Annotated in this window: 10 protein-coding genes; 4 read left to right on the top strand and 6 right to left on the bottom strand. The window is 70.7% G+C overall.

Annotated features, from left to right (window positions below; all coding sequences use genetic code 11):
• Positions 1-105 precede the first annotated feature (105 nt).
• Together ACZZ98_RS01325 and ACZZ98_RS01320 are read right to left on the bottom strand one after the other, a co-directional pair.
• Entirely contained in the window at positions 106-645 is a 540-nt protein-coding gene (locus tag ACZZ98_RS01325) for an NUDIX hydrolase family protein (protein WP_463514600.1), read from the bottom strand.
• A 168-nt stretch (positions 646-813) separates the two neighbouring features.
• Complete coding sequence (locus ACZZ98_RS01320) at positions 814-1341, bottom strand: DUF2243 domain-containing protein (protein WP_463514599.1); 528 nt, start codon at positions 1339-1341, stop codon at positions 814-816.
• Between the two features lie 95 nt (positions 1342-1436).
• On the opposite strand from ACZZ98_RS01320, the gene ACZZ98_RS01315 reads away from it, so the two are divergent.
• A complete protein-coding gene (locus ACZZ98_RS01315) occupies positions 1437-2897 on the top strand; it encodes a protein adenylyltransferase SelO (RefSeq protein WP_463514598.1) in 1461 nt (486 codons plus the stop codon).
• A 124-nt stretch (positions 2898-3021) separates the two neighbouring features.
• Here ACZZ98_RS01315 and ACZZ98_RS01310 read toward each other — a convergent pair whose 3' ends face one another.
• From ACZZ98_RS01310 to ACZZ98_RS01300, 3 genes are read right to left on the bottom strand one after another with little or no spacing between them, the layout of a single operon-like run.
• Positions 3022-3879 carry an ECF transporter S component gene (locus tag ACZZ98_RS01310; RefSeq protein ID WP_463514597.1) on the bottom strand — a complete coding sequence of 286 codons (858 nt, stop codon included), beginning with the start codon at positions 3877-3879 and terminating at the stop codon, positions 3022-3024.
• Entirely contained in the window at positions 3876-5492 is a 1617-nt protein-coding gene (locus ACZZ98_RS01305; protein WP_463514596.1) for an ABC transporter ATP-binding protein, read from the bottom strand. The genes ACZZ98_RS01310 and ACZZ98_RS01305 overlap by 4 nt, the downstream gene beginning before the upstream one ends.
• Positions 5489-6679 (bottom strand): energy-coupling factor transporter transmembrane component T, encoded by a 1191-nt coding sequence (locus tag ACZZ98_RS01300; protein ID WP_463514595.1) that lies wholly within the window; start codon positions 6677-6679, stop codon positions 5489-5491. Before ACZZ98_RS01300 ends, ACZZ98_RS01305 begins: the two co-directional genes overlap by 4 nt.
• 151 nt (positions 6680-6830) lie before the next feature.
• On the opposite strand from ACZZ98_RS01300, the gene ACZZ98_RS01295 reads away from it, so the two are divergent.
• Positions 6831-7316 carry a hypothetical protein gene (locus ACZZ98_RS01295; RefSeq protein WP_463514594.1) on the top strand — a complete coding sequence of 162 codons (486 nt, stop codon included), beginning with the start codon at positions 6831-6833 and terminating at the stop codon, positions 7314-7316.
• A 361-nt stretch (positions 7317-7677) separates the two neighbouring features.
• On the opposite strand, the gene ACZZ98_RS01290 is transcribed toward ACZZ98_RS01295, so the two are convergent.
• Entirely contained in the window at positions 7678-8907 is a 1230-nt protein-coding gene (locus tag ACZZ98_RS01290) for a hypothetical protein (RefSeq protein WP_463514593.1), read from the bottom strand.
• On the opposite strand from ACZZ98_RS01290, the gene ACZZ98_RS01285 reads away from it, so the two are divergent.
• Positions 8906-9313, top strand: a complete 408-nt coding sequence (locus tag ACZZ98_RS01285) for a hypothetical protein (RefSeq protein ID WP_463514592.1) — start codon at positions 8906-8908, stop codon at positions 9311-9313. The two genes, ACZZ98_RS01290 and ACZZ98_RS01285, sit on opposite strands and share 2 nt — an antisense overlap.
• A gap of 502 nt (positions 9314-9815) precedes the next feature.
• Positions 9816-13151 carry an isoleucine--tRNA ligase gene (gene ileS / locus ACZZ98_RS01280; RefSeq protein WP_463517703.1) on the top strand — a complete coding sequence of 1112 codons (3336 nt, stop codon included), beginning with the start codon at positions 9816-9818 and terminating at the stop codon, positions 13149-13151.
• Positions 13152-13192: the final 41 nt, after the last annotated feature.

Below are 13192 nucleotides of genomic sequence, written 5' to 3'. Positions count from 1 at the left end.
GTAGACCGCACTTCGCGCTCCCGCCAGGCCCAGCCAGCGGCGAACGGGCAGTTTCGGCGCTTGCCTGTGGGCGCGCCTTCCGCTCCCAGGCGTCGACTTTCGGGCTTAGACGGGGTGGCCCAGGTGGGCCAATGCTTGGCGGAGGAGGACTCCGTGGCCGCGTTCCATCTCGGCGAGGACGCCGGGCGCGAGGGCTTCGTCGGGCGTGAGCCAGGCGAGGTCGAGGGCGTCCTGCTGGGGGGCACAGTCGCCGGTGACGGGCACGACGAAGGCGAGTGAGACGGCGTGCTGGCGTGGGTCGTGGAACGGCGTGACGCCCGGGGTGGGGAAGTACTCGGCCACGGTGAAGGGGACGGGTGAGGTGGGGACCTGCGGGAGGGCCATGGGGCCGAGGTCCTTCTCGAGGTGGCGAAGGAGGGCGTCACGGACGCGCTCGTGATACAGCACTCGTCCGGAGACGAGCTCACGCTGGATGTCTCCGTCGCTGGAGGCTCGCAGCAGGAGTCCCACCGCTGCGACGGATCCGCGTTCGTCGACGCGGACTGGGACGGCATCGACATAGAGGATCGGCAGGCGCTCGCGTGCGTTGTCGAGCTCCTCACGGCTCAGCCAGGCGCGGGCGTTGTCGAGCTCGAGATCACTCATGGCCGCGATTGTGCCAGTGGACCCGGTCGGTCCTGTGCAGGTGGTCGACGGGGCCGCAGGGTGGCCCGGGTCGGGGGCGTCAGGCTCCCCAGCGTGAGCGAGACCAGGACCTGGTAGGCCGGACAGGAGGGCCCCGCCCGCGGCCATCGGCCCGCCGAAGTCGGTCGGTCACGGGTTCGAGATGCCTTGCGAGGCTCGCAGTCGCATGCGGGCGAGTCCACGGTTGTGCAGCACCCATCCACCGATGATGAGGAGCACACCGAGCACCAGGAAGCCGATGTCCCATGACGACGGCCCGCCCAGGTCGTCGCGCACGTGGTGGATCCCGAGGAGGTGATGGTTCACCAGACCCTCGACCACGTTGAAGACTCCCCAGCCGCCCAGCACCAGGCCGAAGTGGAACGACCAGCTGGGCGCGACCCGTCCCTCGCGCCAGGCATGTATCGCGGTGACGGAACCAGCCAGGACCAGGAACCACGTCGCCAGGTGGAAGAAGCCGTCGGCGAGGGTGTTCACCTCGAGCCCGGCCAAGGTCGTCATCGGGTACCTCTCCACATCACTCACCAGGTGGTGCCACTGCAGCACCTGGTGGAGGATGATGCCGTCGACGAAGCCGCCCAGCCCGAGGCCCAGCAACAGTCCGGACGCCTTGGACGGCATGGGCCACTCGGTGGCGGAGGGCGGGTGCCTTCTCATGCTCTGCCCCTACCCGAGTGCTGATGCAGGAAACCGAGTCGGTGGCGCTGGCTGAGGGAGCCGCTCGGGACGGTCCGGTCGGTACGCTTGACGGGGTGACGACGACCTTCGAGACGTTCCCGTTCACCCAGCGCTTCGCTGCCGAGCTCCCCGAGCTGGCGCTCGAGTGGCGGGCCGAGGAGGCGCCCAACCCGCAGCTGCTGCTGCTCAACGATGCCTTGGCCACCGAGCTCGGCATCGACCCGACAGCGCTTCGCGGTGTGCAGGGCCTTGGCCTGCTCACGGGCACACTGGTGCCCCTTGGTGCCACCCCGGTCGCCCAGGCCTACTCGGGCCACCAGTTCGGCGGGTACTCGCCGCGGCTCGGTGATGGTCGGGCACTCCTGATCGGCGAGGTGACCGACAGCCGGGGACGGTTGCACGACCTCCATCTGAAGGGGTCAGGGCGCACGCCGTTCTCGCGCGGGGGTGACGGACGGGCGGCAGTCGGCCCGATGGTGCGTGAGTTCGTGGTGAGCGAGGCCATGCACGCTCTGGGAGTCCCCACGACCCGAGCGCTGGCGGTGGTCGGCACCGGCCGGTGGGTGAACCGCGAGACTGTTCTCCCCGGGGCGGTGCTGGCCCGCGTGGCAAGCAGCCACCTTCGCGTGGGCACCTTCCAGTACGCCGCCTCGATCGGCGACATCGCCCTCGTGGCGCGCCTGGCGGATCACGCCATCGAGCGCCACCACCCCGCCGCAGCCGCTGCGCAGCACCCGTACCGTGCGCTGCTCGATGCCGTCGTCGCGGCGCAGGCCCACCTCGTGGCGCAGTGGATGCTCGTCGGCTTCGTCCACGGCGTCATGAACACCGACAACATGACGATCTCCGGCGAGACCATCGACTACGGACCGTGCGCCTTCATGGAGGCGTTCGACCCCGACGCGGTCTACAGCTCGATCGACGTCGGTGGCCGCTACGCCTACGGGAACCAGCCTCTCGTTGCGGAGTGGAACCTCGCGCGGTTCGCCGAGACCCTTCTTCCACTTCTCGCCGAGGACCAGGACCAGGCGGTGACGCTTGCGGAGGCGTCGCTGAACACGTTCGCGGACACGTACTCGGCCACCTACGCGGCGGGCCTCCGAGCGAAGCTCGGGCTTCCCATGGCGCTGGAGAACTCGGTCGTCGACGAGCTCGGCAAGGAGCTGCTGCAGCTTCTCCGCGTCAACCACGTCGACTGGACTGCCGGCTTTCGCGCCCTGGGGGCGGCGGCTCGCGGCGACACCCAGCCGGTCCGTGGACCGTTCCCCGACCTTGGCGCCATGCACGACTGGCTCACGCGCTGGGGGCGGCTCGGTCCGGACCCAGCCCTGATGGACCGCACCAACCCCGTCTACATCCCGCGCAACCATCTGGTGGAGGAGGCGCTCGACGCCGCGACGGCCGGCGATCTCGATCCGGTCCAGCGGCTGCTGGAGGTCGTTCAGCACCCCTTCGAGGAGCGTCCCGGTCTGGAGCGCTACGCCGAGCCAGCACCAGAGGACTTCGGGAGGTACACCACCTTCTGCGGCACCTGAGTGCCACGTGCGCGAGCCATCCACCCCGCCCAGCCTCGCGTCAGGCGGAGGCAGAGCCCCTTCTCGACAGTCCTCGTCGCTGCGGTCGTGGTTGTCGTGCTGGGTGGTTCGTCGGACCGAGAGGTCACTGGTGCTTGTCGCCTGAGAGACGGACCATGTGCGGAGTGAACTCGACCGGCGTCTCGAACGCCGCCCTGCGAGCGGCGCGGCGCAGGGTGCGCAGGACGACGCTCCCGGTGAGGCCGACGAGGACGATGTTGGTGACGGCGCGACCGATGTCCCAGCCGAGGGAGGTCGCGAACGAGTACACGAGGAAGCGATGGAGGTTGTCGAGGACCGGCGCGCCGGCGACGAAGGACAGCTCGCTCTCGAGACCGGTGGTGAACGGCCAGAACATGAGGTTGAGGGCCACGCCGTAGAGCAGCCCCGACACCGCGCCGTAGGCCGCGAGCAGGGCGATCTCGGCCTTGCCCTTCAAGGGCGGGAGCAGGCCGGCGCCCAGGCCGACCCACGCGGCGCCGAGCATCTGGAAGGGCAGCCACGGTCCGACCCCTCCGGTGATGAGCGACGAGGCGAAGAGCGTCGTCGCGCCGAGGACGAAGCCGAAGCCGGCGCCGAAGACACGCCCACCCAGGATGAGCAGGAAGAAGACGGTCTCGAGCCCCGCCGTCCCGGCGCCCACCGGCCTCAGCGCGGCGCCGACCGCGGAGAGGACGCCGAGCATGGCGATGGCCTTGACGTCGAGGCCCCCCTCGGAGATCTCGGCCAGCACCACGGCGAGCAACAGCGGCATGAGCAGCGAGAAGAGCAGGGGTGCGTCGGTCGAGTGGCCGAAGGCGCTCCCCGGATCCACGATGAGCGGCCAGCCGAAGGCGACCACACCGGCAAGGCTCACGGCCACGATGGCAAGGACCGAGCGGGGGCGCAGGCGGATCGCGCGGGTGCGACCCCCTCGCACCGAGGGGGCGGTGAGCATGGTCATGAGCCGCCCTCCACGGCATACCGGACGTCGTCGACCGTGAGCCACGGCTGAGGTGCGGTGATCTTGGCGACCTGGGGCGCGAACGCAGGGCTGGACACGACGACGCGGGCGGTCGGGCCGTCGGCGACGAGCTCGCCGGCCGCCATGACGACGACGCGGTCGGCCGTCTCGGCGACGAACTCGACGTCGTGGGTCGACACGACGACGCATCGCCCGCGTGCGGTCAGGTCGTGCAGGGCCCCGCGGAGTGCCGCCTTCCCGCTGTAGTCGAGGCCGCGAGTGGGCTCGTCGAGCAGCAGGACCGGTGGGTCGGCGGTGAGCTGGACGGCGAGGACGACGGCGAGCCGCTGGCCCTCGGACAGGTCTCGCGGATGACGGTCGTCCGGTATGCCGGGTGCCAGGTCGTCGAGCAGGCTGCGGCAGGTGCCGGGTGGGCGATCGCTCTCGCGGTCGGCCTGCTGACACTCGGCACCGACCGTGTCGAGGTAGAGGAGGTCGGATGCGGACTGGGGCACGAGGCCGACGTGTCGGCGGCGCTGCGCGGCGTCGAGCCGGTGCACGTCGACCTCTGGCGAGCCCGGGCCGGAGACGTGGACGCTGCCCGAGCGCAGCGGCCCCGAACCCTGCAGGCCCCAGAGGAGTGAGGATTTACCCGCGCCGTTGCGTCCCATGAGCGCGGTGATCTCGCCGCCGCGGAGCGAGAGGTCGACACCCGCGACGGCGAGGACGGCGTCGTGCTGGATGACGACGTCCTCGGCGGCGACGAGGACCGGGCCACCACTGACCGCCTCCGTCGGAGGCGCGACAGGGAGGTCTCGCCATGCCACGGCGTGTCGGCGGGCGTCGCGCACGGACAGGGGCAGGGGGGACCAGCCCGCCCAACGCCCGAGCTCGACCACCGGCGGTGCCACGTCGGCGCTGAGCATCACGTGCGCCGGATCGCCCTGCGAGACAGCGCCGTCGACGCCGACATGGACCACGGTGTCGGCGTACTGGAGCACGCGCTCGATGCGGTGCTCCGCCACGACGACCGTGACCGCGAGGTCGTGCACGAGGCGGGTGATGGTCGCGAGGACGTCCTCGGCGCCGGTCGGGTCGAGTGCCGACGTGGGCTCGTCGAGGACGATCACTTTGGGGTGCGCCGTGAGGACCGAACCGATGGCGACCCGCTGCTGCTGGCCACCCGACAGGTCACGCAGCGCTGCCCCACGCAGGTCGGCGATCCCGAGGACGTCGAGTGTCTCCTCGACCCGCTTGCGCATGGTCGACGCCGACAGGCCGAGCTGCTCCATGCCGTAGGCCAGCTCCTCCTCGACCGTGTCCGTGACGAACCCGGCGAGCGGGTCCTGTCCGACGACGCCGACGAGGTCGGCGAGGTCTCGTGGCCGGTGGTCCCGGGTGTCTCGACCGTGGACACGGACGTGCCCGGCGAGCGTCCCGCCCGTGAAGTGCGGGACGTGGCCGGTCATCGTGCCGAGGAGGGTGGACTTGCCAGAGCCGGTGCGACCGATGACGAGGACCAGCTCGCCCTCGTCGATGCGCAGCGAGACGTCCCGCAGGGTTGGCTTGGCGGCGCCGTCGAAGGTCACCGAGACGCGGTCGAGCTCGATCACGCCTGCCCCCTTGCCGACTTGTTGCGAGTTTGGCTCACGCGAGGAGGGCCTGCGGCCCGATCGGCGTGAGCCAAACTCGCAACAAGTCGGGGATTTCCCGGGCCACGGGTCGCCGGGGCGGGCGGCTCGGGGGTGAGGAAGGCAGGGAGCCCGGCGACGAGAAGGCTGGCCACCGCCACGAGGGGCAGAGCGGGCACGGCAAGGGGGCCGAGAGGCATACCCAGGGACGCGGCATCGCCGCGCGCGACGAGGTGCACGGCAAGGGCGGCGGCCAGGCCGGAGGCCACCGTGAGCCACTCCGGCCACTGCCAGGGGTCGGGCCGGTAGGTCGAGCGCGCGTTGCTCCGACCGCCGAGCCAGATGCCGGTGAGGGACAGCGCAACTCCCACGACGAGGACGGGGGCACCCAGCCAACCGGGCGTCGTCGAATCGAGGAACCCGTAGATCCCGACGGCACTCGCGAGGAGGCCACCGAGGGTGCAGGCGGCCGTGAGGTGGCGCTGGGCCGGGGCGACGTCGCGGCGACGTCCGTAGCCACGGGAGTCCATCGCCGCCGCGAGCATGAGCGAGCGGTCGAGGGTGTCCTCGAGCACGGGGAGGGCGATGCGGGGGAGGGCACGGATCCCGCGGGCCGTGTCGCCACGCAGGGCGCGAGCCCGCATGACGCGCTGGACGCTCTCGGCCAGCTGGGGTGCGACCGTGATCGTCACGACCACCGCCGACCCGATCTCGCTCAGCGCGCCGGGCAGGCTGCGCAGCAGGCGCTTGGGGTTCGCGAGGGCGTTGGCGGCGCCGATGCACGCGATCATCACGGCGAGTCGCAACCCGTCGGTCATGGCGCCGAGCAGCCCCTCGAGGCGGACGTCGCCGAGGATGTTGATCCCGGCAGCCCAGCCCGGAAGGGTCACCTCGGGCAGGGGGAGCACGACGGTCTCGCCGACCTTGAGTCCCACGAGGACGTGGAGGAGGGTGCGCACCGCGACGATGAAGACGCCGAGCCAGAGATAGAGGCGGAACGACCTCGCCCACGGTGAGCTGCCCCGCCGTGACGTGACGACGAGCGCCGCCACACCCAGGGCGGTGAGGAGGAGGAACGGGTTCGTCACGGTGGCCACGGCGACGGCGAGCCCGATGGCCCACCCCCACCACGCGGCGGGGTGCACCGCGCGAGGGAGGAGCGGGCTCATCGGCTCGTCATCAGGGCAGCGTCACGGCGTCAGCGTGGTCTCTGGGGCAGCACCGTCACGCCGTCGCTTCAGTGCGGCGGCACCGATGGCGGTCGCCAGGGCGAGGAGCAGGACGCTGCCGCCGACGAGTCGGCCTGAGCCTCCCGAGCCTGTGCCCGGGGGCTTCTGGGCGCTGACCTCGGACGCCGCGTCGACCGTGGATGACGTGGGTGACGCGGTGGTGGTGGGAGATCCGGGCGTTGTGGCCGAGGCCGCGGTCGACGCCCTGCGTGATGCCTGGGCAGACGCCGAGGCCGATGCCGATGATGCGACCGAGGCGGCCGTCGATGCGGCCGCACCTGCACTGCCAGTGGGCCGTGCCTGGGTTCCCGTCGACGGCCCGGTGGTCGGTGCAGTTGTGCGACGCGGAGCCGATGTCGTGCGCGGTGCAGCCGTCGTGCGCGGTGCAGCCGCCGTCGTGCGCGGTGCGGCGGTCGTGGCCCTGGGGGCGGCCGTCGTGGGTCGGGGTGCGGCCGCCGTCGGCTTCGGCCTGGCCGTGGTCGGCTTCGGCGCGGGCGCCGGAGCTGCAGGCCGCACGGTTGGCGCCGCCCCGGAACCGAAGCGGAAGCCCACCGACGAGCCGGGCCTGGGGTTGTAGCCGGCAGCACCGTCGTTGGAGTAGGTCCAGGAACCGCCCGCGGGTCCGTGGAAGAACGCCCAGTACGCACTGCCCGGAGGAGTTCGGCTGCAGTTGGCGTTCGGGTAGCCGTTGATCTGGCAGATGAAGCCGGGCTGAGGGGTCACCTGCGTCACCGATGCCACGCTCTGCAGTGCCCCCAGGGCGCTGCCGGGGTCGCCGGGTGCGCAGTGAGTGGCCGTGCCCGTCGACGACTGGATGACCACAGTGACCCCGTTGGTGCCCGAACAGGCAGCCGCCTGAGCCGAAGCGCTGACGCCCACGAGACCCACTGTCACGAGGGCGGCACCGGCGAAGACGCCGAGGACGCGACGAGCCACCGTCACTGGTGGGCACCTCGACGTCGTGCGAGCACGGTCGTTGCACCACCGAGCAGCAGGAGCAGGGCAGCGATGCCCAGCGGCCCTGCCACGGAGGCACCGGTGTAGGCCAGGCCCGATCCGGCCGACGTCGGCACGGAGGGTGCCGAGGTGGTGGGTGCAGTGACCGGCGCCGTCGTGGTGGGGCTCGCCGTGGGTGTCTCTGCGCCGCTCGAGGTGGGGGTGGCCGAGGGGGTGGCCGTCGGCGTCTGCGTGGGCGTCGGTGAGGGCTCGGCACAGACGAGGACCGGCGCCGAGGCCGCAGCGCCGTCGGCGGTGACGTCGAGGAGCGAGCCGCCGGCGAGCCCCAAGGTCGCCTGCGGGGTCGCGCGCAGCAGTCGGTCGAAGGCCTTCTGGTCCGTCGGGGACTTCATCAAGGTGGCGTGGTCTGCGGCGGTGAAGGCGATGCCACCACGCAGGCCGGCCGGTGCAGTGCAGTCGAACTGCAGACCGGCGAGGAAGGACTGTGCCTTGGCCAGTTCGGCGGCATAGCCACCGACAGCGAAGGCCTGGGCCGCGACGCCAGCGGTGTTGGTGTTGGCCTGGCCGTCCTGGTTGAGCAGACCGCCGTTGGCCGACTGCCTGGACGCGAGGAAGTCAAGGGCCTTGATCGTCCTGGCGTCTTCCGTGCCGTAGCGGCCCACGAGCGCCTGGGCCGCGAAGGCGGTGGCGTCGAGATCGCTCACGCAGGTGGCCGCGTCCACGTCGCCCCGGAACCCACCGTCGGCGCACTGCTGGTCGAGGAGGAACTCCATCGCCACGTCGGGGACCTCGCCGGTGGCAAGACCCACCCCGATGAGGTCGAGGGACTGCCCGATGGTGTTGGAGTAGTCGCAGACGGGGAAGCCGCACTCGGTGGGCAGGTCCGAGAACCGTCCCGGCTCGACCGCACCGAGCGAGTCGTTCAGCAGGACGTCGACCAGGTCCACCCCGCCGAAGCCGGTGGGGTCGCCACCATGCGCCACCACGCCCAGCAGCGCCTTGCCCGCGGGGCCGGCGTAGAGCGAGTCGAAGTCGGTCCCGATGTAGCCCCCGACGTTGTCCTCGACGTAGGCGAAGGCGGCGTCGGCACCGTCGAGACCGACCTTGGCGCCGTCGAGGCCGAGGATGGCGTCGATGGTGTTGCCGCCGTCGAAGAACGTCGAGTCGGGGAAGTTGTAGTGGTTGCCGTTCGCCGCCAGGGTGCGCACCATGAACCCACCGGCGTATGCCGCCTGCTCGCTGGGGGTGCCGGCGATCCGTTGGCTGCTACGCGCGCTCGACAGGCCGAACGGCGACATGGCCAGGGGTGCTGACGCCGAGGCAGACGCTGACGGGGTGGGGGAGGGTGTGGACGACGTGGAGGGCTTGGTCGCCGGGCTCGTGCTCGAGCTCGTCGAGGGGGTCGGCGTAGGAGACCCGGACTCCGTGGCACTCGTCGAGGGACTCGGGGTGCCGGTCGTGCTTGCGGAGGTCGTGGGGCTGGGAGTCGGCGTGGTCTCGGCGACCGCGACGGACGGCATACCCAGGGTGAGGGCGGCCAGCGCCAACGGCGCGGCGACGCGCACGCGAAGAGCGGAGCGGAGCATGTGGGGGACAGCCTTCCTGAGCGGTTCGTGACGATCGCCCGAACCCGGCCGCAAAGGCTGTCCGGGCTCCGTCCCGTGACCTCGACGGGTGATGTGGAGCCGCTCGCGCCTACGAGGAGGTCCGGCTCGCCACCCTCGCGGGCGGCCTACGGTTGCGGGTCAGCGCCGGACTTGGACCGGCTTTCCCCCGCGGACGCGGTTGGTGTCGCCGAAGGATCGGCAACGCTGGCGAGTCTAGCGCGCTCCGGGGTGCCCCCCAACTGCCGTTAGACTGGGCTCACAGGCGTTCGAGCCGTCATCAGCGGCGAGCCTCCGGAAGAACGGCGTCCCACGGGGCGCTCACTAGAACCGGACGTCAGGGTCACGTGACGACCTTGGACAAGAGCGGTTGTATGCCGGGTGCCCCAGCTGGGGTGCGCGAATGCGGCAAGCGGGGTGGTACCGCGGTGCCGCCGGGATCGGTCCCGGTGACGTCGTCCTCGGTCAGCAGGAGCACACGAGTGCTCAGCGATCGAGCAGAGGACGAGACGACGATGGCCTACCCCCAGGTCTCCACGAGCGGCGACCAGCCGGAGCAGTCGGAGCGGTCGGGCACCCCCAAGGTGCCCTCGAGCCCGCGCTTCCCGCAGATCGAGGAGGCCGTCCTCGCCTACTGGGACGCCGACGGCACCTTCCAGGCGTCGATCGACCAGCGTGACGCCGGCGAGAACGGCGACAACGAGTTCGTCTTCTACGACGGCCCTCCCTTCGCCAACGGGCTGCCGCACTACGGCCACCTGCTCACCGGCTACGTCAAGGACCTCGTGCCGCGCTTCCAGACGATGCGCGGCCGCCGGGTCGAGCGCCGGTTCGGCTGGGACACCCACGGCCTGCCCGCCGAGCTCGAGGCGATGAGCCAGCTGGGCATCAAGACCAAGGACGAGATCCTCGAGCTCGGCATCGAGAAGTTCAACGACGCCTGCCGTTCCTCGGTCCTCAAGTACACCGACGAGTGGCGCGACTACGTCACCCGCCAGGCGCGCTGGGTCGACTTCGACAACGACTACAAGACGCTCAATGCGCCCTACATGGAGTCGGTCATGTGGGCGTTCAAGTCGCTCTACGACAAGGGCCTGGTCTACGAGGGCTTCCGCGTCCTGCCCTACTGCTGGAACGACCAGACGCCGCTGTCCAACCACGAGCTCCGCATGGACGACGAGGTCTACCAGCAGCGCCAGGACCCGGCCGTCACCGTCGGACTGCGCCTCGAGACCGGCGAGCTCGCACTGATCTGGACGACGACCCCGTGGACGTTGCCGAGCAACCTCGCGATCATGGTCGGGCCTGACATCGACTATGTCGTCGTCGAGTCCGACTTCACGGGCACGACGGAGCGCTACGTCCTTGCGGAGGGGCGTCTCGCGGCATACGCGAAGGACCTGGGTCTCGACCCGGGTGCGTTGGACGACGCCGTCGTGGAGCGCCTCACCGGCGCCGACCTGCTCGGCCGCAGCTACACGCCACCGTTCTCCTACTACGCCGGTCACGAGAACGCCTTCCGCGTCGTCGAGGCCGACTTCGTCACGACGACCGACGGCACCGGGCTCGTGCACAGTGCCGGCGCCTTCGGTGAGGAGGACAAGGTCGTCACCGACCGCGAGGGCATCGAGCCGGTCATGCCGGTGGGTGCCGACGGTGCCTTCACCTTCCCCGTGGCCGAGTACGAAGGCCTGCTCGTCTTCGACGCCAACGCCCCGATCATCGAGCACCTCAAGGCGGCGACGCGTGGTTCGGTCGAGGCCGGCTCGGTGACGGCAGGGACGGTGCTGCTCCGCCGCGAGACCTACGACCACTCCTACCCGCACTGCTGGCGCTGCCGGCAGCCGCTCATCTACAAGGGTGTGTCGTCCTGGTTCGTCGAGGTGACGAAGTTCAAGGACCGCATGGTCGAGCTCAACCAGCAGATCGAGTGGGTTCCCGAGCACGTCAAGGACGGTCAGTTCGGCCGCTGGCTCGAGAACGCACGCGACTGGTCGATCACGCGAAACCGCTTCTGGGGCAGCCCTGTTCCCGTCTGGCAGTCCGATGACCCGGCCCACCCGCGCATCGACGTCTACGGCTCCTTCGAGGAGATCGAGCGCGACTTCGGGCGCCTGCCCCTGAACGCGCAGGGCGAGCCGGACCTGCACCGCCCGTTCGTCGACTCGCTCACCCGGCCCAACCCCGACGACCCCACGGGTCGCTCCACCATGCGCCGCGTCGAGGACGTGCTCGACGTCTGGTTCGACTCCGGGTCCATGAGCTATGCCCAGGTGCACTACCCGTTCGAGAACGCCGAGTGGTTCGAGCACCACTTCCCGGCCGACTTCATCGTCGAGTACATCGGGCAGACCCGCGGCTGGTTCTACATGCTGCACATCCTGTCGACGGCACTCTTCGACCGGCCGGCGTTCAGCTCGGTGATCTCACACGGCATCGTCCTGGGCTCCGACGGCCAGAAGATGAGCAAGTCGCTCCGGAACTACCCCGACGTGCGCGAGGTCTTCGACCGCGACGGCGCCGACGCGATGCGCTGGTTCCTCATGGCCTCGCCGATCCTGCGTGGTGGCAACCTCATCGTCACCGAGGAGGCCATCCGCGAGGGAGTGCGCCAGGTCCAGATCCCGCTGTGGAACAGCTGGTACTTCTTCACGCTCTATGCCAACGCCTACGGCGTGGACGGAGCCGGGTATGCCGCCCAGTCGTCGACCGCTTCCACCGCACCGTTGGACCGATATCTGTTGGCGAAGCTGCGCCAGCTCGTCGAGACGACGACGGCCCAGCTCGACGGCCTCGACGTCGCCGGTGCGTGTGACTCGGGGCGCGGGTTCGTCGACGTGCTCACCAACTGGTACATCCGCCGCTCGCGAGAACGCTTCTGGGACACCGCCTCTGGCGATGCAACAGATGGTTCGGACGCCGACACCAGGGCTGCGTTCGACACGCTCTACACGACGCTCGAGGTCCTGACCCGGGTGACGGCACCGTTGCTGCCGCTGGTCTCCGAGGAGATCTGGCGTGGGCTCACGGGGGAGCGGTCGGTGCACCTCTCCGACTGGCCGTCCCCGGAGGAGCTGCCGGCCGACGACGAGCTCGTCGCGCGCATGGACCAGGCGCGCGTCGTCTGCTCCGTCGCGTCGTCCCTGCGCAAGTCCGAGAAGCTGCGCGTGCGTCTGCCCCTGCGTGACCTCACCGTGGTCGTGCCCGGCGCGGCTGCGCTGCAGGACTTCGCGGGCATCATCGCCGACGAGGTCAACGTCCGCCAGGTCTCGCTGCTCGACCTCGACGCGGCCGCCGACAGCGACTTCGGGGTCACCCAGAAGCTCACGGTCAACGCCCGCGCCGCTGGTCCGCGACTGGGGCGTGAGGTGCAGACCGCCATCAAGGGGTCGAAGTCCGGGGACTGGACGGTCGGTGAGGACGGCACCGTCACCAGCGGTGGCCTCGAGCTCGTCGAGGGTGAGTACTTCCTCGAGACCGTCGTCGAGGGCGGCGGCGAGTCGTCGCGGGCGACGGCGGTCCTGCCCGGTGGTGGCTTCGTCGTCCTCGACACGGAGGTCACCCCCGAGCTGGCGGCGGAGGGTCTGGCGCGCGACGTCATCCGCGCCGTGCAGCAGGCCCGACGAGAGGCCGGCCTCGACGTGAGTGACCGCATCTCCCTGACCGTCACCGGCTCGCAGGTCGTCTGGGAGGCGACGGTGGCGCACCAGGCGCTCATCGTCGACGAGACCCTGGCGACCCAGTTCGGCTCGGCCCCTCAGCTCGATGCGATCCCGGCGGGCGACGGCGCGACCGACGCCACGGTCGGCGACGGCGAGGCGGTCCGGATCCTCGTCACGAAACTGGGCTGACCGGCATACGCGGGCCGTCTGTGGTCCGGCTCATGGCGAGC

The organism is Knoellia sp. AC549 (genome assembly GCF_979258975.1).
This window is presented reverse-complemented; position numbering and strand designations above follow the sequence as displayed.